This window comes from Gluconobacter kondonii, from assembly GCF_002723995.1.
GTDB classification, from domain to species: Bacteria; Pseudomonadota; Alphaproteobacteria; order Acetobacterales; family Acetobacteraceae; genus Gluconobacter; species Gluconobacter kondonii.
Genome location: NZ_BEWP01000005.1, coordinates 229,901 through 252,441, shown reverse-complemented (window position 1 = coordinate 252,441; position 22,541 = coordinate 229,901). Strand labels below are relative to the sequence as shown.

20 protein-coding genes, 1 tRNA gene and 1 pseudogene are annotated in these 22,541 nt (G+C 55.2%); 19 read left to right on the top strand and 3 right to left on the bottom strand.

The features are described from left to right. Positions 1-601, top strand: a 601-nt coding sequence (locus GKO01_RS07785; RefSeq protein ID WP_099286569.1) for a DJ-1/PfpI family protein, incomplete at its 5' end; no start/stop codon positions are given. Positions 602-615: 14 nt separating this feature from the next. Next, positions 616-1,078, top strand: a pseudogene (locus tag GKO01_RS07780) (nuclear transport factor 2 family protein). A gap of 470 nt (positions 1,079-1,548) precedes the next feature. Here the strand turns inward: GKO01_RS07780 and GKO01_RS07775 are convergent. Then, positions 1,549-1,764, bottom strand: coding sequence for a hypervirulence associated TUDOR domain-containing protein (locus GKO01_RS07775; protein WP_099286549.1), 216 nt, complete (start codon positions 1,762-1,764; stop codon positions 1,549-1,551). A 298-nt stretch (positions 1,765-2,062) separates the two neighbouring features. Between GKO01_RS07775 and GKO01_RS16515 the strand changes: the two genes are divergently transcribed. Beyond that, positions 2,063-2,293, top strand: coding sequence for an MmyB family transcriptional regulator (locus GKO01_RS16515; RefSeq protein ID WP_366060767.1), 231 nt, complete (start codon positions 2,063-2,065; stop codon positions 2,291-2,293). 127 nt (positions 2,294-2,420) lie between these two features. Here GKO01_RS16515 and GKO01_RS07770 read toward each other — a convergent pair whose 3' ends face one another. Further along, a complete protein-coding gene (locus GKO01_RS07770) occupies positions 2,421-6,200 on the bottom strand; it encodes a glycoside hydrolase family 99-like domain-containing protein (RefSeq protein ID WP_099286548.1) in 3,780 nt (1,259 codons plus the stop codon). Positions 6,201-6,350: 150 nt separating this feature from the next. On the opposite strand from GKO01_RS07770, the gene metX reads away from it, so the two are divergent. From metX to GKO01_RS07750, 4 genes are all read left to right on the top strand, one after another. Continuing rightward, positions 6,351-7,541 carry a homoserine O-acetyltransferase MetX gene (gene metX / locus GKO01_RS07765; RefSeq protein WP_099286547.1) on the top strand — a complete coding sequence of 397 codons (1,191 nt, stop codon included), beginning with the start codon at positions 6,351-6,353 and terminating at the stop codon, positions 7,539-7,541. After that, positions 7,541-8,146 (top strand): methionine biosynthesis protein MetW, encoded by a 606-nt coding sequence (metW, locus tag GKO01_RS07760; protein WP_099286546.1) that lies wholly within the window; start codon positions 7,541-7,543, stop codon positions 8,144-8,146. The genes metX and metW overlap by 1 nt, the downstream gene beginning before the upstream one ends. Before the next feature lie 106 nt (positions 8,147-8,252). Further along, positions 8,253-8,861, top strand: coding sequence for a nitroreductase family protein (locus tag GKO01_RS07755; protein WP_099286545.1), 609 nt, complete (start codon positions 8,253-8,255; stop codon positions 8,859-8,861). Positions 8,862-9,121: 260 nt separating this feature from the next. After that, a complete protein-coding gene (locus tag GKO01_RS07750) occupies positions 9,122-10,420 on the top strand; it encodes a DEAD/DEAH box helicase (RefSeq protein WP_099286544.1) in 1,299 nt (432 codons plus the stop codon). A gap of 137 nt (positions 10,421-10,557) precedes the next feature. Here GKO01_RS07750 and GKO01_RS07745 read toward each other — a convergent pair. Beyond that, positions 10,558-10,647: transfer RNA gene (locus tag GKO01_RS07745), tRNA-Ser, on the bottom strand. A 219-nt stretch (positions 10,648-10,866) separates the two neighbouring features. On the opposite strand from GKO01_RS07745, the gene GKO01_RS07740 reads away from it, so the two are divergent. The 12 genes from GKO01_RS07740 to GKO01_RS07685 all read left to right on the top strand — a co-directional run bounded on the left by GKO01_RS07740 (position 10,867) and on the right by GKO01_RS07685 (position 22,505). After that, positions 10,867-11,394, top strand: coding sequence for a Spy/CpxP family protein refolding chaperone (locus GKO01_RS07740; RefSeq protein ID WP_244901374.1), 528 nt, complete (start codon positions 10,867-10,869; stop codon positions 11,392-11,394). Positions 11,395-11,523: 129 nt separating this feature from the next. Continuing rightward, positions 11,524-12,951, top strand: a complete 1,428-nt coding sequence (gene ffh / locus GKO01_RS07735; RefSeq protein ID WP_099286543.1) for a signal recognition particle protein — start codon at positions 11,524-11,526, stop codon at positions 12,949-12,951. A 42-nt stretch (positions 12,952-12,993) separates the two neighbouring features. Then, positions 12,994-13,338, top strand: coding sequence for a 30S ribosomal protein S16 (rpsP, locus tag GKO01_RS07730; RefSeq protein ID WP_062029531.1), 345 nt, complete (start codon positions 12,994-12,996; stop codon positions 13,336-13,338). Positions 13,339-13,366: 28 nt separating this feature from the next. Then, positions 13,367-13,909, top strand: coding sequence for a ribosome maturation factor RimM (gene rimM, locus GKO01_RS07725; protein ID WP_099286542.1), 543 nt, complete (start codon positions 13,367-13,369; stop codon positions 13,907-13,909). Further along, on the top strand, positions 13,906-14,610 hold the full coding sequence (gene trmD, locus GKO01_RS07720; protein WP_062109737.1) for a tRNA (guanosine(37)-N1)-methyltransferase TrmD: 705 nt from the start codon (positions 13,906-13,908) through the stop codon (positions 14,608-14,610). Before rimM ends, trmD begins: the two co-directional genes overlap by 4 nt. Positions 14,611-14,634: 24 nt before the next feature. Continuing rightward, positions 14,635-15,027 carry a 50S ribosomal protein L19 gene (gene rplS / locus GKO01_RS07715; RefSeq protein ID WP_041110658.1) on the top strand — a complete coding sequence of 131 codons (393 nt, stop codon included), beginning with the start codon at positions 14,635-14,637 and terminating at the stop codon, positions 15,025-15,027. Positions 15,028-15,048: 21 nt separating this feature from the next. Beyond that, positions 15,049-16,476 carry a 3-isopropylmalate dehydratase large subunit gene (gene leuC / locus GKO01_RS07710; RefSeq protein WP_099286541.1) on the top strand — a complete coding sequence of 476 codons (1,428 nt, stop codon included), beginning with the start codon at positions 15,049-15,051 and terminating at the stop codon, positions 16,474-16,476. After that, entirely contained in the window at positions 16,476-17,102 is a 627-nt protein-coding gene (gene leuD / locus GKO01_RS07705) for a 3-isopropylmalate dehydratase small subunit (protein ID WP_099286540.1), read from the top strand. The genes leuC and leuD overlap by 1 nt, the downstream gene beginning before the upstream one ends. Beyond that, complete coding sequence (leuB, locus tag GKO01_RS07700; protein ID WP_099286539.1) at positions 17,099-18,208, top strand: 3-isopropylmalate dehydrogenase; 1,110 nt, start codon at positions 17,099-17,101, stop codon at positions 18,206-18,208. Before leuD ends, leuB begins: the two co-directional genes overlap by 4 nt. Before the next feature lie 143 nt (positions 18,209-18,351). Beyond that, complete coding sequence (locus GKO01_RS07695; protein ID WP_099286538.1) at positions 18,352-19,554, top strand: pyridoxal phosphate-dependent aminotransferase; 1,203 nt, start codon at positions 18,352-18,354, stop codon at positions 19,552-19,554. Next, the gene (locus GKO01_RS07690; RefSeq protein WP_099286537.1) at positions 19,551-20,762 is read left to right on the top strand and encodes a pyridoxal phosphate-dependent aminotransferase; all 1,212 of its coding nucleotides are present in this window, start codon (positions 19,551-19,553) and stop codon (positions 20,760-20,762) included. The genes GKO01_RS07695 and GKO01_RS07690 overlap by 4 nt, the downstream gene beginning before the upstream one ends. 54 nt (positions 20,763-20,816) lie before the next feature. Then, positions 20,817-22,505, top strand: coding sequence for a M3 family oligoendopeptidase (locus tag GKO01_RS07685; protein WP_099286536.1), 1,689 nt, complete (start codon positions 20,817-20,819; stop codon positions 22,503-22,505). The last annotated feature ends 36 nt before the right edge of the window (positions 22,506-22,541 follow it).

The window sequence follows — 22,541 nt, the reverse complement described above, 5'->3', positions numbered from 1 at the left end:
AGGTAGTAGGACCACCGTTGCCAGTTTCATCGGAGGCGCGGTGGCCAGCGAAGGTCGGGTCTTCGCCGATACGTGTCGGCTGAATGGCGTGTCCGGGTGGGATCTGCTGTGTGTGCCGGGTGGTCTTAACGCGCTTGATGTGGCGCTGGATAACGCGTTCATCGTAGAAATCCGGCGGCTCGGCGGTGGGGTGTGCTATGTCACATCGGTCTGCACCGGCTCTCTCATTCTTGGAGCGGCTGGCCTGTTGCGCGGCAAGCGGGCGGCCTGCCACTGGGCGTGGCGCTATCTGCTGCCGCTGTTTGGTGCCATCCCGGATGAAAGACGCGTGGTGAAGGACGGGTGCGTGTTCACTGGTGAGGATGTGACGGCAGGCATCGATTTTGCTCTGACCGTGCTGGCCGAGATTGCGGGCGAGAAGGTGGCGCAGACGCTTCAGCTCGGTCTCGAATATGCACCCGCACCGCCATTTTCTGCTGGTCGGCCCGAAAATGCGCCGTCAGAAATTCTGGTGAATTACCGCGATCAGATCGCGTCGCTTCTGGCTCAGCGCGAGACACAGGCGTGCGAAGCCGCTGCCCGTCTTTCCTCAATCTGCTGAACCGGAGGCCTGCCATGACCTGCCCACTATTGCCGCCCTTCGACGCGGACATCGCCGCGATCAAGACACGTCTGGCTGAAAATGTCTGGAACAGCTGTGATCCGGAAACGGTTGCGCTAGTGTATACCCCCGATAGCCAGTGGCGTAACCGGGATACATTCGTGCAGGGGAGGGAGGAGATTGTCGATTTTCTGACCCGCAAATGGGCCCGTGAGCACGAATATAGGCTGATCAAAGAAGTATGGGTATTTCTGGAAAACAGGATCGCGGTGCGCTTTGCCTATGAATGACATGACGAGGAGGAGCAGTGGTTCCGGTCTTACGGCAACGAGAACTGGGAGTTCGACGAAAACGGCCTGATGCGGCAGCGCTTTGCCTCGATCAACGACTTGCCGATCGATATCGATGCCCGGTTTTCATTGGCCGCAGGGGAGGCGACCGGACGACCATCCGGCCCTTTCGGATCTGGAATTGTAAAGGATCACATTGCAGTCGACCAAAAAAGTTTTCCATTTTTCAGTCGTTTAGCTACGCTGTCAGACGTTCAACGAACCCGCTGACAAGCAGCAGTTTTCTTTGGTTGCAGGCCCCCGCAACCAATTTCATCATAAATCCCTATAAATCGACGTCTGATCGCCATGAAAAACTGGTTTATCAGATTTTATGCACGTCTCGATCTTTGAAAGAGGGCTGGGCGATGCGGTTCTTTGAGGCGCTTCGATCTGTGTTTTGAGTAGATCAGGGATTAACCAGCGTTGCAATTGAACAGATCATCAATTGCCCGCACCCGTGCCAGACGCTCACGAAACACCCAGATGATTTGGCATCCGGCATGCGATCAGAAAGCTCCAGGCCAAGGAAATGTATGAAAGATAGGCGGTGGCTGAAGTGCTGAATCAGATTCAATATTTCTCATACATGTATTTAATGTACAGATTTTTTTTAAATCACTCTAAAAAGGTCAGGGCTTTTCTTTTATGAAAAGCTATGTGGTTTGTTTTAAGGCTTAATATTTCATATTGAGGTTGTTCTGATGTTGCGTGATGCTGATAACCGTTGACTAAAAATGGTGTTGTATGAATGGCTCTGATCCGTCCACTGACATGCCCGGCTTCCGAGTTCCAGGTTACGATATCTCCGATTTTCAAAAATTGTGATGACATGAGAAAATCTATATCCAATGTTAATATTGAAAAATACGCAAGCTTATCTTTTGTAAAAATACTTTACATTATAGAGAATTTTAGGTTTGTGTCGCCCAATTTTGCGTCATTCTTTCTATAACGGTTATGATTCCTGTGTTCTCTTATTGATTTTCTTATTAGCCATATTCAGAAGATAATCATTATCATTGATGAATTTTTAAGAAATAAAATAACTAAAGACTCGTTTATTAAAAATTCCCATGACATAGATTTCTTATTCCAGATTAATTTATACGCATGCTATTATAAAATAATTTTGATCGAGTTGTTTTCTGTACTCCTCGGGCGCGCGAACGGAGAGGGAACAAAGCGCCTCAAACATCCGACCGTCGGATTGATTGAATTGGAATATTCAGGGTTTGCTGTAGATGGACGCCCTGATCTTGGTCTGATTATTTACAATCCGGCTCCCCCTAATGATTTAGAGCGTGTCTGTAAACTAATAGCGAATTTTTCTCAAAAAACTATATGTCCGCCCCCTTTTTAATAAAAAATAATGTGCATTTTTAGGTGTAGATCGACGGCGGTCTGAGAAAGCCGTTCCTGATAGCGTGCGGTGAATTTCATATTGCTTGGTGGGGCGTGAAATTAAAAATTATCTCAATATCTCAAAACTAATTAGAAATGATTTTTTCTGTATTATTTTTATTCATTAGACCAAATTGGGTTTCTAACATAAGACGATAATGATTCTGACGAATTATATGTGACTCTGGAAGATTTAGTTTGTTGGAAAGAAAGTAATGAATGTACGCTATTTCTTCGATGTGATTCCGTCGATTGAGAGTGTGTGTTACTGAATCAGCATGCCTTCGATGAATATTAAGAGGTTTTGCTATATATATGACTTCGGATTCTTTTTGGGTCAGCAGCTCTATGTAAATCCGCCAATCGCCAGCAACACGAAGTGTTTGCAAGTCTTTTTGGCAAGAGTTAATCGCGGACAGTAAACGGTCTCGTTTAAAAATAGCACTGCTGACATTGAGGACAAGATTGCGTTCAGACAGGCACCCTCTGACAAATTCTTCTCCTGTAAAGTGGCTATTGTTTTCCAGAAGAAATCCTGCAGTTTCTGAATAATAAGGGCGATAAGATGGTGAGATTGGAGTTCCATTTTCATCTACAGAACGGCTGTCTGTAAAGCCCATGACAATAGAGGAATTCTTTTTGATTCCATCTAGAATATTTTCAAGAAAATGAGGTTCACAGAAATCATCTGCTTCTGCAATCCAGATCCAGTCACCCTGTGCAAGTTTAAGAGCCTTGTGCCACTGTCGGAAGACTGATCCAGAAGCAACGGCATTTTCAACGCAAACGATATTCCTATTCCAGTCCTTTGCGGTCTGGCGTGCTATTTGTAAGCTATTATCATCTGAGGCATCATCAAGTACGATTATTTCATAAATTGGTATTGTTTGTGCAAAAATTGAAGAAAGGCGGCCGCTCATATAGCGAGCATAATTATGAGAAGGAATGACGACAGAGATTTTGGGGATTTCAGGCATGGATAATCTAAGTATTTGTTGTGTATATCTTTTGAAATCAAAGGATTTTTGTGCGAATAATCCGGATTTCTGACGCTCTTTGTTTGTCCTTTTCATGGACCATTTCGCCATATCTTCAGCAGCGCTGGCTAAAGTTGTAAGGTCTGCAAATGGAATAATCCTATTGTAAAAATTTTCACTATCATTGATTTCTTTTAAAAGATCTGGGATGCCTCCGGCCTCGTCGAAAGCAGCGCATGGAAGACCGGCAGCCAGCGCTTCCAAAACAACGGAAGGATATGGATCCTCGCGGGAAGGTAAAACAAAGACATCTGCTGCAGAAAGCCATGCAGGGACATTATCTATTCTACCCGGCATATGGAATGTTCCACTGGAACGGGCGTTTTCGAGTTCGATATGAAGACTATTTTTGAGTGACGGATCAATATCACCTAACCATACACAATGAGCTTTGCCTCGTAGTTTGCGCCAAAGTTGAAGAAACAGATCAAATCCTTTTCGCAGATCTGCATAACCAGCTCCCATTACAACGGGATCTGTTGTGGTGAAACCCAGTTGCTTGCGCATCATTTGTCGTGTCTGAATAGAAAATGGCGTAGTAGAATACAGGCCTTGTGGCAGGATTTTCAGGTTTTCTGCTGATTCAAGATTTAATTTTCTAGCCATACCATTGGTTGGAACAATGACCTGTCGCGCCAGTTTGCAGGCAAGTTCCATTGATGGATAAAGATTGCGACTACGAAGAAGGGTTGGGAGTTCATGAATGAGGAATACGAAATCGATATTTACCTGTGTAAGTCCAGGTGCTGCAGTGGATGCCGCTGCGCTGTTGATAATTGCGGAATGAAAGCCTTTTTTTCGAAGAGTACTAAATTTGTGAACGGTTGATTCTGACGCTATGCTTATAATTTCAGTGGGTGCCACACTACGAAATTCATTGATAAGTGTACCTCCTTCAAGAAGGAGAAATTGAATTTCAACTCCAAAGTAATATTTTAATGCACGTCCTGTTTCCAGAAGTAATTTCTGCGCGCCAGCAGGAAAGGCGTCATGGCCAATCAGCAGAAGCTTTGATCGTGATTGATTTTTACCAAATCCAGTGCAGGCGCGAGCTGTTGCATTGAGATATGCGCTGCCGAAATGCTGGTCTGGTTCCAGATAGGCTCCTTCCGCCCATTCGTTCCACGCGTTGATGCAGACTACAGGTTCTCCGAAAAATGTATTGGTCTGTGCTTGTTCGATCAGGCCACTCAGCCAGCGTTCGTAGAGTTCGGGCGTTGATCCATGAAGGACAAGGCCTTTCCCTTGTCGGCGTGCGTCGTTGTCCCAGGAAGGAGCCGCAGTCCGTATAAGGGGAAAGGGCGTTTTAGGCTGTGCTAGAGCTGTGTTGACAACTTCGGTGTAATCATAAACCTGACCGCTGAATTCGTTATCAAATAGATGAATTTCATCATTTATCAGCCTGCAAGCCGAAACCACCTTGTGGGGTGGAAATTCGATGGCGCCATCCAAGCCAAAAAGATCAGGATTTTCGTCACCGAACGCTTGTCCCATGACAAAAAGTGGGTCGATTCCATGTCGTTTCCGAAACATCGAGCGCCATTTGATAATCGCGGCTGGAGCATCCGGGATTGTCCCTGGTCGATAGATCATGAGCACTGGTCGACCATCGAAATGGATATAGCGCTGGTCCTTCAGGTAGTGTGCAAAGCAATCTACGAGGGCCTCATCGTCTTCGGGACGATAATCCTGTGCAATCAACAGATCTTCGTCCGAGCCGTCCCATCGACGGCTCCAGTTTTCATTTGCCCACATGAGACAGAATGGAAGATCGATTTGAGGGTTTGCCAACAGAATATCTAAAGGTTGTTCAAGCAGGCGTGTGCGATTGAACCAGTAGAAATAGAAAATAAATCCTTCAATACCAGCAGCATGTGCCATTTTGGCCTGCCGTTCGAGAATTTCTGGAGAATCCAGAGTATAGTGGCCCAGATCTCTTGGAATGCGCGGCTGGTAATGATCTGAAAAGCGCGGAACGCCACGAGAGAGATTGGTCCATTCCGTGAAACCGTCTCCCCACCACGCATCATTTTCTGGAATGGTGTGAAACTGTGGCAGGTAGTAGGCCAAGACACGTGCGCGACGAATAGCGCTTGCCGGGAGAGGGATGGTTTTTTCAAAAAAGGGTCCAGGTTTGCTCCTGCGCTTTATCTCACCAAAAACAGATATCTCCGTTTCAGGGCTGCAGGGATGTACATCTGGTCGATCGCGGTTTTCCAGATAGTGAAGTAATGGGTTGCTTTCTGGAGAATGCCGTAGATGTTTTCTCCTGTAATAAAGCGGGTCAAATCCGTCAAAGGGACGTCTCGCTTCGCGGAATCCCTGAACCATGTAGTGTTCAAGAGCATCTAATCCGGCTTTGGCGACGTCTGGATAAGAGCGTAGATAGAATTCCGGATCGAACTCGGGAATTGGACGCAGTGATGTATTGTGACGGTTCAGCAGATAATGGGCGAGGGCGGCCATCCGTTCTGGAACGCGGTAGGTTCGGGCATACCATATTGGGTCGAACCACGCGATCGGGCGCCGTCCTTCACGTTCCCCGCGAAGAATATAGTGTAGTAATGGATCGCCAATAACATCGCGATTCTGGCTCAGATACCAGTGTGGGTCGAAAAAAGCATTGGGTTTGCGGCCTTCGCGCCATCCGTGCTGGTGGTAATGGCGCAAGACTTCGGTTCCGAATGTTTTCAGATCCGGATTAGATTGCAGGTAATAGAATGCATCAAACAGCCCCGAATGTCCGAGGATCTGCAGAGGCGATGCATCGACCGGGAAAATCGATGATCGTGAATCTTCGACAGGGGAATGTGAAAACGCATTCGGCATATATGGCATTTTTACGGTTTTTTAACTTTATTCAAGTCGTTAATTCATCGTCAATGCAAAAGGAATTTGCTCGTATGGTCATGGGGTGTCATATCGTGGCGCCAGGAAGGTAATACGGCCTTCCATCGTGGCATAAGGGGCGGGTTAACGATGGACATCAGCGTATTACCGCTTGCCGTGAATGGTCCGGTTCATGAGCACCGAACCGTGCGTCTTGAGGGTGGCCTCAATCTGGAATGTGGTGTGCATCTGGCGCCGCTGGAGGTTGCCTATTGTACGTATGGGACGCTCTCGCCGACGCGCGACAACGCCATTCTGGTCTGCCATGCGCTAACGGGCGATCAGTATCTCGCGGAGCAACATCCTCTGACCGGAAAACCTGGTTGGTGGAGCCGTATGGTGGGGCCGGGCCTTCCGATTGATACCGATCGTTATTTCGTGGTGTGCTCCAATGTGCTGGGGGGCTGTATGGGCACGACGGGGCCGCGATCGATATGCGCGGCAACGGGCAAGGCTTGGGACAGCGCATTTCCCCCCATCACCATGCACGACATTGTGGCTGCTCAGGCCAGATTGATTGACCACCTGGGCATTGACCGTTTGTTTGCAGTTATTGGTGGATCAATGGGTGGAATGCAGGCTCTAACCTGGGCTGCGGACTTTCCAGATCGCGTGTTCGCAGCTATGCCGATTGCAACGTCTCCTTTTCATTCCGCTCAGAATATTGCGTTTAATGAAGTCAGTCGGCAGGCTATTTTTGCTGATCCGGACTGGCATGACGGTCATTATCGGGATTTCGACGCCATCCCGGCTCGTGGGCTCGGGGTTGCGCGGATGATGGCGCATATCACCTATCTGTCGGAGGAGGCGCTCAGCCGGAAATTCGGGCGGCGCATCCGGCATGATGCTGCCACGGCCGTTCCCGCCTCCAGCAGTCCGTCCTTGTTTGGCGAAATGTTCGAGGTCGAGAGTTATTTGCGTCATCAGGGCTCATCGTTTGTGCGACGCTTCGATGCCAATTCCTATCTGACCATCACGCGCGCGATGGATTATTTCGATCTGGCTGCCGAACATGATGGGGATCTGGCCAACCCTTTCCGGAAATCGCAGACGCGTTTCTGCGTTGTCTCCTTCAGTTCAGACTGGCTGTTCCCGACATCCCAGTCGCGTCTTCTGGTGCGGGCGTTGAACCGGGCAGGCGCGAACGTGTCTTTCGTCGAAATCGAAAGCGATCGTGGGCACGATGCCTTTTTGCTGGAAGAGCCGGATTTTGACCGGACGATCCGGGGCTTCATCAATGGTGCTGCCGAGCATGCAGCCCTTCTGGCGGGAGAAGGCTGATGCGCGTTGACCAGCGGTTGATTGCCGAAATGATTGCGCCTCGATCGCGCGTTCTGGATGTCGGAAGCGGAGACGGCACCCTGATCGACTATCTGTACCGGACGCGCGCATGCGATGCGCGTGGCATCGAGATCGACATGCAGAACGTCACGCAGTCCGTCGCGCATGGTCTGCCCGTCATGCACGGCGATGCGGACCATGATCTGGCGGATTATCCGGATGGTACGTTCGATTATGTGGTGCTGCAAAGAACCCTTCAGGCTGTCGAGCGTCCGCGCGAAGTGCTGAAGCAAATGCTCCGGATTGGTCACCATGCCATCATCTCGTTTCCGAATTTCGGGCACTGGCGACTCAGGCTTCAACTCCTGACGACAGGGCGCATGCCGATGACGCCTGTTTGGAGTACGCCCTGGTATTCGACGCCTAATATCCATCCCTGCACGATCCGGGATTTTCTCGTTCTGTGTGAAGAAGAGGGATATGTCGTCCAGCAATGGCTGGCGATTGATGAAGATGGTGCTAGGGCGCCTTGGCGTCGGTCCATCAGGCTTGCCAATCTTTTCGGAGAGCAGGCCATGTTCCTGCTTCGACGTGCACGTCCCTGATTCCTTGGGTCTTGCAACTTTTCTGTATGAAAAGGTTTGAGATCTGAGGCCCGGCCCTGCTCTGTCAGTTCCAGGCCTCCATAATCAGGGCAAGGCTTTTTCATTTATGAACGATATTCTTCAGGCCATCGCATCCCGTCGTGCGACCAAGCATTTTGACTCAAACCACCAGATTACGGATGCCGATCTGACAGCGATTCTGGAGGCAACCCGCCATGCGCCGACAGCATTCAATATCCAGAACTATCGCTTTCTGGTTGTGCGGGATGCTGAGCAGCGTCGCAGAATCCGTGCCGCCGCATGGGATCAGCCGCAGGTCGAGGAATGTTCCGCACTGATTGTCATGTGTGCGGACATTAAAGCGTGGGAAAAAGATCCTGCGCGGTACTGGAAAGACGCGCCGGAATCCGTTCGCGAAGGGTATGTCGGCATGATCCACTCTTACTATGAAGGGCGCGAGCAGGTGCAGCGGGACGAGGGGTTCCGGTCTTGTGGACTGGCGGCCTATGCGCTCATGATGGCAGCATCGGCCTATGGTCTCCAGACATGTCCGATGGACGGGTTTGATTTCGATCGGGTTGGGGAGATTATTAACCTTCCGGCAGATCATGAAATTGTGATGTTTGTCGCGCTCGGACGTGAGGCATCCTCTCCACGGCCCCGTGGCGGGCTCTTGCCTCTTGATGCATTGGTTCAATACGACAGCTTCTCTTGATGGCAAAATTCAAGAAATAGCAATGGTTTTTCACAGAAGGGCATTGCTGAATCCTTGCAATGGGACAAGTGGTGTCCTACATCCCTTGGGCACTTCAGGGCATTTTCTGAAATGTGACGATGACTTCGTGATCAGGCTTGTTCTACGAACAAATCAGGCAAGAGGTGATCTGTAATAAAAACCTGCGGCCAGCTGGCCGGGTGGGATGTATAACGGTGCGGTTGACTGAGCATGACCTTACCGTCTCAAAGGAGAGGTCAATGACCAGTTTCGCCGAACTCAATCTTGCCGAGCCAATTCAGAAAGCTCTTGCAGAAGAAGGTTATACGACCCCTACGCCAATTCAGGCTGGGGCTATTCCATATCTTCTGGAAGGCCGTGATCTTCTGGGTCTTGCACAGACCGGTACCGGCAAGACCGCAGCATTCGCCCTGCCAATCCTGAATCATATCTTTTCAAACCGTCGGCCTGCTCCCCCGAAAGGAGTCAGGGCTCTGGTTCTGGCGCCAACGCGCGAACTGGCATCCCAGATCGGTGAGAGCTTTGCTGCTTATGCGCGGCACATGAAATTTTCCTATGCTGTCGTATTCGGCGGTGTAGGGCAGGGACGGCAGATTGAAGCGACGCGACGTGGCGTGGATGTTCTCGTAGCCGCGCCTGGACGTCTGCTCGATCTGATCGGGCAGAAGTATATTGACCTCTCCAGCCTTGAAATTCTCGTGCTGGATGAAGCCGACCGGATGTTGGACATGGGCTTCGTGCGCGATATCCAGCGCATCATGGCCCTGCTGCCCAAGCGGCGTCAGACTCTGCTGTTCTCGGCAACCATGCCGCCTTCCATCAGCGATCTGGCTCATTCGCTTCTGAAGGATCCGGCAACAGTTCAGGTTACTCCTGAATCGAGCACAGTTGATCGCATTAATCAGGCTGTCATGTTTGTTGACTCTGACAGCAAGAAAGATGCAGCTCTCATGCTGCTTGAAAGCCCGAGCGTAGCGCGCGCTGTAGTCTTCACGCTGATGAAGCACGAAGCCAACAAAGTCGCTGAATTCCTGAACAAGAACGGTATTCGGGCGGAAGCTATTCACGGTAACAAATCGCAGGGTGCCCGCGAGCGTGCCATGGCAGGGTTCCGTAGCGGTGCCATCAAGGCGTTGGTCGCTACAGATATTGCGGCGCGTGGCATTGATGTGGACGAGGTCAGTCACGTCTTCAATTACGACCTGCCCAACGTTCCGGAATCTTACGTCCATCGTATCGGCCGGACCGCACGTGCCGGACGCGAGGGTTGCGCGGTGTCGCTGTGTGATGCCGAACAGCGTGCATGGCTCAAGGATATTGAAAAGAAAATCGGCAAGCCTATCCCTGTTGTGACCGATCATCCTTTCCATTCCGAAGAGGCGCGCCTGTCGACACAGCGCCCGCCTGTCCTGGGTGGCGGTCGTGGCGGCGGCGGCGGCGGTGGACGTCGTCGTTCGGGTCCGCCCTCAGGCGGTCGTCCGGGCGGTGGTCGCGGAGGGGCTCCAGGCCGTGGTGGCCCTCGTCCCGGGGCGCGTTGATCTGCCTGAAATGATAACGGGAAAGCCCGCTCCTGCACCCGCAGGAGCGGGTTTTTTTTGTGTGACGGTGTAGAAAAAGCCGCAAAAGCGCGACCTTTATTCAGTGGTATGAATTGATTCGGTATTTTTAGAAATTATGGCGGAGAGGGTGGGATTCGAACCCACGGTACGCTTCCACGCACGGCGGTTTTCAAGACCGCTGCCTTCAACCACTCGGCCACCTCTCCATCCGTGCAGGCTTCATTTCTGAAGGAGTCTGTTCGGATCTGGATGCTTCATGCGACGAGAAGCATTTGCCGTCAAGTCGGTGCGTTACATATCCTCTGCACTCTTACTCTTTGAAACGGAGGAGGGGGAACTCAGAAACATTGAAGCGTGCCATCTAGAACGTCATGGAGGCGCCCTGTGCGTTTCCCGCTGCCATAACCTCCAAGGATATGACGTCGATGACGATCCTTCGTCCTGCTGTTTTTCTTCCCGTCATCGCGGCTCTGGGCCTGATGGGAACTCCTCTTCTGGCTTCGGCGCAGGCGCGCCATGCGTCCGATTGGGTTCAGCCGCCTCCGGGAGGCCCGCGTGGCGCTCCCGGCCATATGATGCCTCCTGTTCCTCCCGGCGTTGCGCTGACGGCGGTTCAGAAAACAAAGCTCAAGGCTATTTTTGAAAAGGCTCATCAGGACGAGCGCGCGCTCCGTCTCGAAGGGCGGGCGATCGAGGACAAGATCCACGATGCCCTGAGTACCGTTGGAGACCTGGATCGTGCAACGCTGACGGATCTGAGTGGGCAGGAAAATGCTCTCAAGGCGAAAGTCTCCGCGCTGCATCTCGAAACCATGGAACAGCTTCATGATCTGCTGACGCCTGCTCAGCGCCAGCAGGGCAAAGAGACCATGGACAAGCTCAAGGCGCTTCATGAGCAGATGAAAGCTCTGATGGGGCATCCGCCCGAGGGTGAGCCGGACGACATGCCCTGAAAACCGAGGTTTCTGCGTCTATCGCTTGACGCCTCGGCGGCAAGGCGATAGACGAACTCTGTTTCCGGACACGCCACCTCGCGAAGACTCGCGCAGTGGCGTGTTTCTGTTTGCTTTTAAGGTGACCCGTTGTTCGATCAACTCTCAGGCAAGATGTCCGGTGTCCTCGAAGGGCTTTCCAAAAATGGGAAGCTCTCGGAGGCTGATGTCACCGAGGCCATGCGTGAAGTACGTCTCGCCATGCTGGAGGCAGACGTTGCTCTGCCTGTGGTGCGGGACTTCGTCAACAAGGTTCGCGAGCGGTCTGTCGGGCAGGAAGTGCTGGAAAGCGTTTCCCCCGGTCAGGCCGTGGCCAAGATCGTCAACGATGCCCTGATCGACGCACTGGGCGGGGCAGGGGCTGTTCCGCTGAACCTGTCCGCCAATCCGCCGGTCCCGGTGCTAATGGTGGGTTTGCAGGGTTCGGGCAAGACTACGACGTCCGGCAAGATCGCTCTGCGTCTGTCCGGTCGTGAGAACAAGAAAGTCCTTCTCGCCAGCCTTGACGTCCAGCGTCCGGCCGCGCAGCTTCAGCTTCAGCAGTTGGCCGAGCGCGTCAATGCCAAGACGGGTCGCGTTCAGGCTCTGCCGATTATTGCCGGGCAGTCGCCTGTCCAGATCGCAAAGCGTGCGCTCGAAACCGGACGTCTCGAAGGTTATGACGTTGTCATTCTCGATACGGCAGGCCGTCTGTCCATCGACGAAGCGCTGATGGATGAAGTGCGGGAAATCCGCACACTCACCAAGCCTGCCGAGACGCTGCTGGTCGTTGACGCGATGACCGGTCAAGACGCCGTCAACACAGCGAAGGCCTTCAACGAAGCTGTTGGCATCACTGGCGTCGTTATGAGCCGGATGGACGGCGACGCCCGTGGTGGCGCAGCCCTGTCCATGAAGGCCATCACGGGCGCGCCGATCAAGCTGACCGGTTCGGGTGAGAACCTTGAAGCGCTTGAAGAATTCCATCCCGAGCGTGTCGCGGGCCGTATTCTCGGTCTGGGTGACGTTGCCGGGCTGGTGGAACGTGCTGCTGAAACCCTCGATCACGAGGAAGGTGAGCGCGTCGCCAAGAAGATGCTCGCGGGCAAGTTCGATCTGGATGACTATGTGTCCCAGATCAACCAGATCAACCGCATGGGCTCGATTTCCGGCATCCTCGGCATGATGCCGGGGATGGGAAAAATCAAGGATATGCTGGGTGACAAGGAGCTCGATACGTCGATCTTCAAGCGTCACAAAGCCATCATTTCCTCGATGACGAAGCAGGAGCGCAAGACGCCGGAGATCATCAAGGCGTCTCGCAAAAAGCGCATCGCGGCAGGCTCGGGAACCACGGTTCCGGAGATCAACCGTCTGCTCAAACAGTTCAACGACATGTCCACCATGATGAAACGCATCAGCAAGATGGGCCTTGGTGGCCTGATGCGCGGCATGGGTGGTGCAGGAGGTCTGGCGGATCTGATGAAGGGTATGGGTGGCCCCGGGGGCAAACCCGGTGGACGCCCGCCTTTCGTCTGATCTGTCCCGTTTTTTACAAGTTCTGTCTCTCAGGAGTATTTCATGAGCCTTAAGATCCGCCTTGCACGTGCAGGTGCCAAGAAGCGTCCCTACTACCACATCGTTGTCGCCGACAGCCGCAGCCCGCGCGATGGCCGTTTCATCGAGAAGGTTGGTTCCTACAACCCGATGCTGCCGGCTGATCACGCCGACCGTATCCGTCTGGTTGACGAGCGCATCAAGCACTGGCTGTCCAATGGCGCCCTCGCCACGGACCGTGTTGCCCGCTTCCTCGGCAATGCAGGCCTGGCTCCGAAGCCGACCTACAACGAGCAGCCCAAGCAGTCCGCTCCGAAGGCGAAAGCTCAGGAACGCGCCAAGGCTGCTGCTGCCGCTGCTGCGGCCTGATTAAGCTGCTTTTCAGGAAGCCCGAGACGTGCCCCGCTTCAACCCTGACAGCGATGTCCTGATTGCCACCGTCGGTCGTCCGCACGGTGTTCGCGGTCTGGTGCATCTTCATGCTGCCACAGATGATCCGGCTTCGGTCGAGACGCTGGGCGTGCTGCATGACGGGCAGGGCAGGGCATGGACGGCACGCTGGATTTCGGCAGGCGTGGCTGCACTGACGGATGCCGAGGGTCAGGATCTCCCTGACCGTACGGCCGCCGAACGTCTGGTCAATGCCAAGCTGTATGTTCCGCGCACCGTTCTTCCGGAAACCGAAGACGACGAATTCTATCATGCCGATCTGATCGGTATGACGGCTGTCTCGGAAGACGGAGATATTCTCGGGACGGTATCGGTCGTTCACGATTACGGCGCAGGCGTCAGCCTCGAAGTGGATCGTGGTCTGATCGTGCCCTTCACGCTGGCCTGCGTGCCGCGCGTTGATCTCGCGAAACGGGAAGTGACCCTTGTCCCTCCTGTTGAAGTCGAGGTCGAGGGGGATCTCTCTGGCGAGGTCCAGGTGCGGGCATGAGCTGGCGCGCGGACATCCTGACCCTTTTCCCCGACATGTTCCCGGGGCCGCTGGGGTTCTCCCTTGCGGGCCGGGCGCTGGAGCGGGGGATCTGGTCCTGCGAGGCGCACGATCTGCGCCAGCATGGACTGGGACGTCACCGGGCCGTCGATGACACGCCTTTCGGTGGCGGAGCCGGCATGGTGATGCGGGCAGACGTTCTGGATACGGCCCTCTCGGCGCTTCCCGCGCTGGATGGGCGTCCGGTTGTCTACCCGACGCCACGGGGCAAACGCATGTCGCATGAAGATGCGGAGCGCCTGTCGTCTGGGCCGGGGGTCGTGGTTCTCTGTGGTCGCTTCGAAGGGGTAGACGAGCGCGTTCTGGAAAAGCACGATATCGAACAGCTCTGTATGGGCGATGTGGTGCTGTCGGGCGGAGAAATTCCTGCCCTGACTCTTCTGGATGCGTGCGTACGGCTCCTTCCCGGCGTCATGGGGTCGGATGTCAGCGGTCAGGACGAGAGCTTCGCCGAAGGGCTTCTTGAATATCCACAATACACCAAGCCGGCAGTGTGGGACGGGCGGGACGTGCCCGACATTCTTCTCTCCGGCAACCATGGTGCCATCGCCCGCTGGCGCCATGAACAGTCAATCGCCGTCACGAAGGCGCGCCGCCCGGACCTCTGGGATGCGTATCTGGCACGACAGCAGGTCCATTGAAGTTTTGTTTTCAGGAGTTTGGTCATGAACATTATCCAGCAGTATGAGGCGCGCGAAATCGAGCGTCTTTCCGGCGTCCGCGCTGTTCCCGAGTTCATTGCAGGTGACACGGTCCGCGTTGGCGTCCGCGTTGTCGAAGGCACGCGTGAGCGTGTTCAGAGCTTCGAAGGCGTTGTCATCGCCCGTTCCAACAAGGGTCTGAACAGCAACTTCACGGTTCGCAAGATCTCCAACGGTGAAGGCGTCGAGCGCGTGTTCCCGCTGTACGCACCGTCGATCGCCAGCATCGAAGTCGTGCGTCGCGGTAAGGTCCGTCGCGCAAAGCTGTATTACCTGCGTGGCCGTTCGGGCAAGTCCGCTCGCATTGCCGAGCGTCCCCGCGATCTGCCGAAGGCGGACAGCAAGGCCGCTTCCTAAACCGTTCGGAGTAGAGACAGGATGCCCGTTACCACTTCGCCCAGAACCCTTTTTGACAAGATCTGGGACGATCATGTCGTCGAACGTCTCGAAGACGGGACGTGCATCCTCTACATCGACCGGCACCTCGTTCACGAGGTGACAAGTCCGCAGGCCTTCGAAGGTCTGCGGCTGTCCGGGCGTCGCGTGCGCCGTCCGGATGCCACGGTGGCCGTGGTGGACCACAACGTCCCCACGTCCGACCGTTCCAAGCCGATCGAGGAGCCGCAGAGCCGCCTCCAGATCGAAACGCTTGAGAAGAATGTTGCCGAATTCGGCATCCCCTATTTCCCGCTGCGCTCCGCCTCTCAGGGCATTGTGCATGTCGTCGGTCCGGAACAGGGCATTTCCCTGCCGGGCATGACGATCGTCTGCGGCGACAGTCACACGTCAACGCATGGCGCTCTTGGTTCGCTGGCGTTCGGGATCGGTACGTCCGAGGTCGAGCATGTGCTCGCGACCCAGACGATCCTGCAGAAGCCCGCGAAGAACATGCGTGTTTCGGTTGAAGGCAAGGTCGGTCCGGGCGTAACGGCCAAGGACATCATGCTGGCCATCATCGGGCGCATTGGCACTGCTGGTGGCACTGGCCATGTCATTGAATTTGCAGGATCTGCGATCCGTGATCTGGACATGGCAGGGCGTATGACGCTGTGCAACATGTCCATCGAAGCCGGTGCACGTGCAGGTCTGGTCGCGCCTGACGAGACGACCGTCGCCTATGTGAAGGGCCGCCCGTTCGCGCCGAAGGGCGAAGCGTTCGAGCAGGCCTGTGAGTACTGGCGCAGTCTGGCGTCTGACGAAGGTGCCTATTTCGATACCGAAGTCACGCTCGCTGCGGAGGAAATCATCCCGTCCGTCACATGGGGTACCAGCCCGCAGGACGTGTTGCCGATCGATGGTTTCGTGCCATCTCCGTCTGATGTTGCCGATCCGGCCCGTGCCGCCCAGATCCAGCGTGCTCTGGATTATATGGGGCTTGAGGCTGGGCAGAAGATTGCCGGAACGCCAGTGGATGTCGTGTTCATCGGCTCCTGCACGAACAGCCGTCTGGAAGATCTGCGCGCTGCTGCGGACGTGGTGCGTGGTCGCCATGTTGCCGAGGGTGTTCGGGCGATGATCGTGCCTGGCTCCGGTCTGGTGAAGCATGCGGCTGAAGCGGAAGGACTGGACAAGGTGTTCCTTGATGCCGGTTTTGAGTGGCGTGAGGCGGGCTGCTCGATGTGTCTGGGTATGAACCCGGACCGTCTGACGCCGGGTCAGCGTTGCGCGTCAACGTCCAACCGCAATTTCGAGGGGCGTCAGGGACCTGATGGTCGCACGCATCTCTGCTCGCCTGCCATGGCGGCAGCCGCGGCTGTCACGGGGCGTCTGTGCGATGTGCGTGAACTGGTGAAGGAGACCGTCTGATGGACAAGTTCACGGAACTGACCGCCATTGCGGCGCCCATGCCGACCGAGAACATCGACACGGACCAGATCATTCCGGCCCGCTTTCTCAAGACCATCCAGCGGACCGGTCTTGGCAAAAATGCTTTCGCCGCGCAGCGTTATGACGCTGATGGCAATGAAAAGCCGGATTTCGTGCTCAATCAGGAGCCATACCGGCACGCCGAAATCCTGATTACCTACGACAATCTGGGCTGCGGATCTTCGCGCGAGCATGCCCCGTGGGCGTTGCTGGATTTCGGGATCCGTTGTGTGATCGCGCCCAGCTTTGCCGATATCTTTTTCAATAACTGCTTCAAGAACGGTATCCTGCCGATCCCGCTACCGCGCGAGATTTGCGACGAACTGATGGACGATGCCCGTCAGGGGTCGAATTCGCGTCTTACAGTGGATCTGGAGCGTCAGGTGATCGTGCGTCCGAATGGCGAGACCATCGCGTTCGAGGTCGATCCGTTCCGTCGGCACATGCTGCTGGAAGGGCTGGACGATATCGGACAGACCATGGCTCATGACGCTGAAATCAGCAGCTTTGAACATCGCCCGGTTCGTGCATGGGTGCCGTCAATTACCATAGGGACTGTGAAATGAGCGACGCACACAAGCTTCTGGTTCTGGCCGGAGACGGAATCGGCCCGGAAGTCATGCGTGAAGTTGCGCGGATCGTGCACTGGATGAGTGCGCATCGCGGACTGAAGCTTGAAATCACGGAAGAACTTGTTGGTGCCGCGTCTCTGGCCGCGCATGGCGTGCCGATCCGCGATGAGGTCATTGAACTGGCCCGCCAGTCTGACGCGGTGCTGTTCGGCTCTGTGGGGGATCCGGCCTGGAGCCATGTCGGGTTCGACAAGCGCCCTGAAGTGGCGATCCTCAAGCTCCGCAAAGAACTTGAACTGTTCGCCAATCTGCGTCCGGCCAAGCTTTTCGATGCCCTGATTGACGCCTCCGCGCTGAAGCCTGAAGTGGTGCGCGGGCTTGACCTGATGATCGTTCGCGAGACGGTTGGTGGCATCTATTTCGGTGAACCCCGCGGGATCGAAACGCTGCCTGATGGTTCCCGTCGTGGCATCAATACGGAAGTTTACACGACGTCCGAAATCGAGCGTGTGGCTCGCGTGGCGTTCGATCTGGCCCGCAAGCGCGACAATCGCGTGTGTTCGGTCGAGAAGTGCAATGTCATGGAAAGCGGCCTTCTGTGGAAGGAGGTCGTAACCGACATTCACAAGCGCGAATATTCAGACGTCCAGCTTTCGCATATGCTGGCCGATAACTGCGCGATGCAGCTTGTGCGTGACCCGAACCAGTTTGATGTCATTGTAACGGGGAACCTGTTCGGGGATATCCTGTCTGATCTGGCGTCAATGCTGACGGGTTCGCTCGGAATGCTGCCGTCTGCAACGCTTGGTCCGGCTCGCGCCGATGGCAAGCGCAATGCGCTGTATGAGCCGATCCATGGCAGTGCGCCGGATATTGCTGGCAAGGGGATCGCCAATCCACTGGCCCAGATCCTCTCGTTCGCCATGCTGCTGCGGTATTCGCTCAATCGGGGCGAGGATGCGGATCTGATTGAAACGGCTGTGTCGAACGTACTGGCTTCGGGCCTGCGGACCGGAGACATCATGTCCCCGGGCATGGCTCGAGTCGGAACCGAAATGATGGGACAGGCCGTCCTGCGTGAGATGGAAAAGCTCGCCTGACCTTTTACGGGACCTATCTGACACATATCAGGCGCCTTCCTTAGGGAAGGCGCCTTTTTTGTTGATCGCAGCTCGGCTGCCTGTGGTCAAAACAGTTGGAACATGCCTAGGATCGCGTCATCGAAATGATCCGGAACCCTGTCATGTCCTTTATTGCCGACCGTCTGAACCGTATTCTTCCCAGTCAGACGATTGCCGTGACCCAGAAAGCCCGTGCCCTGAAGGCAGAGGGCCGTGATATCATCAGCCTTTCTGCGGGTGAGCCGGACTTTGATACGCCCGACTTCATCAAGCGTGCGGCAATTCGGGCGATTGAGGCAGGCAAGACAAAATACACGGACGTTCCGGGCACGCTCGAACTGCGCAAGGCCGTCGCGGCCCGTCTGAACGCTGATTTCGATCTGGACTACAAAGCTGAGGAAATCTGCGTTTCCACGGGTGGCAAGCAGGTTATCTATAATGTCATGGTCTCGACCCTGAATGCAGGCGATGAGGTCATCATCCCGGCTCCTGCATGGGTGTCTTATCCCGACATCGTAACGCTGGCGGATGGAACGCCTGTCATCATCCAGACGGCCCCCGAAAATGGCTTTCGCCTGACAGCAGAACAGCTTCGTGCGGCCATCACGCCTCGCACGAAATGGCTCTGCCTGAATTCGCCCTGCAATCCGACAGGGGCGGCGTATGACGAGGCAGCCCTGAAGGAATTGACGGATGTTCTGCTGGACTATCCGGATATCTGGATCCTGACGGACGATATGTACGCCAAGCTCCTGTATGATGGGGCTGTTGCCAAGACCGTCGTGCAGGTCGAGCCGCGTCTGCGGTCCCGGACCGTGACGATGAATGGTGTGTCCAAAGCCTATGCCATGACAGGCTGGCGGATCGGATTTGCCGCCGCACCAGTAGAGTTCACAAAACAGTTGATCAAGCTGCAGGGACAGAGCACGAGCAATCCCTGTTCCATCGCGCAGGCGGCAGCGCAGGAGGCCGTATCCGGACCGCAGGATTTCATTTCGGAAATGGTGGCGGTCTATCAGGAGCGGCGCAATCTGGTGATCGGCATGCTCAATGATGCACCCGGTCTGACTTGCGCTCTCCCTGAAGGGGCATTCTACGCCTTTCCGTCCATTGCTGGCGTTCTGGGAAAGACCAGCAAGGGCGGTCGCCTGATCGAGAGTGACGAGGCTTTCGTAACGGCTCTTCTGGAAGAAACCGGCGTGGCGGCCGTGCATGGAACGGCGTTCCTGACCCCGGGATATTTTCGGATTTCCTATGCCACCAGCACGGATCTGCTGGTCGAAGCCTGCACACGGATCCAGAAGTTCTGTCAGGGTCTTTCATGAGTTTTACCATCGCATCACGCCTTGCGGACCTGCCGCGTCCTGCAACGATCGCCATGGCGGCCCGCGCTCGTGAACTGAGGGCGCAGGGCGCGGATGTCATTTCACTCGCCTTGGGGCAGCCCGATTTTCCGTCTCCTCCAGAGGCGATTAAAGCTGCTTATGCAGCCGCGAAAGCCGGGGATACGGGCTATCCGCCGATCCCCGGACAGAAACCGCTGATCGATGCCATCATCCGCAAGTTCAGGCGTGATAACGAACTGGACGTTGCGCCTAATCGGATCATGGTCGCGAATGGCGGCAAGCAGATCATTTTCAATGCGCTGATGGCCTCATTGGAAGTTGGCGACGAGGTCATCATTCCTGCGCCGTACTGGGTGAGTTATCCGCTGATTACTCGGATGCTGGGCGGGATTCCGGTCGAAATTCGATGCCGGGAAGAGAACGGCTTTCGTCCTGATCCTGAGGCCATCCGCGAAGGCATTACGCCGCGTACGAAATGGTTGGTTCTGAATTTTCCGAACAACCCGACCGGTGCCATTCTGGAACGGCAGGACCTTGAAGCCATCGCGGACGTGCTGCGTAAGGCGCCGCATGTTCTTGTGATGAGCGACGAGATCTATGAGCATCTGACGTTCGACGGCCGCAAACACCTCTCCTTACTGAACGTTGCACCTGATCTTGCGGATCGGATTCTGATCGTGAACGGGATGGCGAAAGCCTACGCCATGACGGGATGGCGCGTCGGGTTTGCCTGTGGTCCTGTGCCTCTAATTCAGGCCATGGTTGCCGTTCAGGGCAATTCCACGTCGGGCGTTTGCACGCTGGCACAGGCCGGATCGGTGGCCGCTCTTGATGGAGATTCCGACGGAATTGCACACATGCTGGCGACGTATGAGCGTCGTCGAGCACTGGTCGTCAGCGCCTTGCAGAACGTGCCCGGACTGACCTGCGTGATGCCGGAAGGGGCGTTTTATGCCTATCCGGGGATTGAAGCGCTGATCGGCAGCACATCCGGGCAGGGGCGTCTTTTGGAGACGGATGTGGCGTTTGCGGAAGCCCTTCTCGAAGAGGCGCATGTCGCGACTGTGCCGGGTTCGGCGTTCGGATATAGCCCGTATCTTCGCCTGTCTTTTGCAGCGTCCGATGAACAGCTTGCAGAAGCCTGCCGCCGTATTGCAAAGTTTGTGGGCGAGATCCGCCCCGTCTGACGGTAACAAAGGCAGGGCATGGACGCAGAAGCGGGGGAGTGTCAGACTTGCATCATGACGAAGACACTCCCTCCCTTTTCCGAACTGTCTTTCCCCCGGCCTGACGAGCAGTCGCTCAAAGCGCGCTACGAGGCTATCGCGTCTCTGCTGGATGCCGGGGACCGGGTCGAGGCCCTGAAGGTGTTTGATGATGTCCGACGCGAGTATGAGTCGTGGGCATCGCATGTTCATCTGCAATTTTCGCGCAATACACAGGATGAGACCGCCAAAGCGGATCGGGATTATGCGGATCGGTTATCTCCGGTCGCAACCGATCATGAGGTGACGGTCAAGAAGCGCCTTCTGGCCGATCCCGACCGCGCGGGTCTTGAAGCCATTGTAACGTCGCATGTGGTGCGGCTCTGGGAAGCTGATACGACCACGTTCGATCCGCGCATCAGTACGGATCTGGAAGAGGAAGCCCGTCTTTCAGGAGAATACACGGCGCTTCTGGCGGCTGCGAAAATCTCTTTCGATGGCAAAGTCTTGAACCTGTCGGGGCTGGTGCCTTATCTTCAGGGCATGGATCGGGATGTCCGTCATGCGGCTGAGAAGGCGCGCTGGGATTTTTTTGAGCAGAACGGCGCAGAACTGGATGCTCTTTATGGCAAACTGGTTGCTCTGCGCGACCGGATGGCGAAAACCCTTGGTTTTGAGAACTATATCGAACTCGGTTATCGCCGGATGCGTCGGACAGATTATGGTCCCGAGCAGGTCGCAGCCTTTCGGGAGAAGGTTCTGGCTTATGTCACGCCCCTGATCAGCGCGCTCATGGAGCGTCGTCGTCTGAAAATGGGCTGGGACAAGGTGATGGCGTGGGATGAGGCTCTGATTGACCTTCAGGGTAATCCCGAGCCTGCGGGCGATCATGACCTGCTGGTGGCGCGTGCCGAGACCATGTTCCGCGACCTCGATCCTTCAGGCGAAATGGCGGACTTCTATGTCCAGATGCGCGATCTTGGGTATCTCGATCTGAAAAACCGAGAGGGCAAGGCGGGAGGCGGGTTTTGCACATCCTTTCCAACGGTCGGGACGCCTTATATTTTCGCCAATTTCAACGGCACCCATAACGATATTGGCGTTTTCACCCACGAAATCGGCCATGCGTTCCAGAACTGGAAAAGCCGTGAGCTGCCATGGATCGATCAGCTGTGGCCGACCATGGAAGCGGCGGAAATCCATTCCATGGGCCTTGAATTCCTGAGCTGGCCGCAGATTGGAGACCTGGTCGAGGATGGCGCGGCGGAACGGTATCGGCGCATGCATCTGATCGATGCGCTGTCGTTCTTTCCCTATGGCGTCTGTGTGGATCACTTCCAGCATGAGATCTATGCTCATCCTGACATGACGCCAGAAGAACGGCATCAGACCTGGGAGCGGCTTGAAAAACTCTACATGCCCTGGCGGGACTGGGGCGATCTGGCCTATCCTGCCAAGGGTGGCCGTTGGCAGGCGCAGCTCCATATTTACCGCTTGCCGTTTTATTACATCGACTACGCGCTGGCACAGTGCTGTGCGCTGCAACTCTGGTTGGGGTCGCGTCTGGACCGGGAAGGGACGCTGGAAATCTATCGCAGGCTCTGTGCCGAAGGTGGGTCGAAACCATTCGCGCAACTCGTATCCGAAGCGGGACTGACTTCTCCGTTTGAAGCAGATGTGCTCGCTGAAGTCGTTCATGAAGCCGAACAGGTGCTCGCGCTCTGAAAATGGTGTAAGGCTCCGGAAAAACCGGAGCCTCAA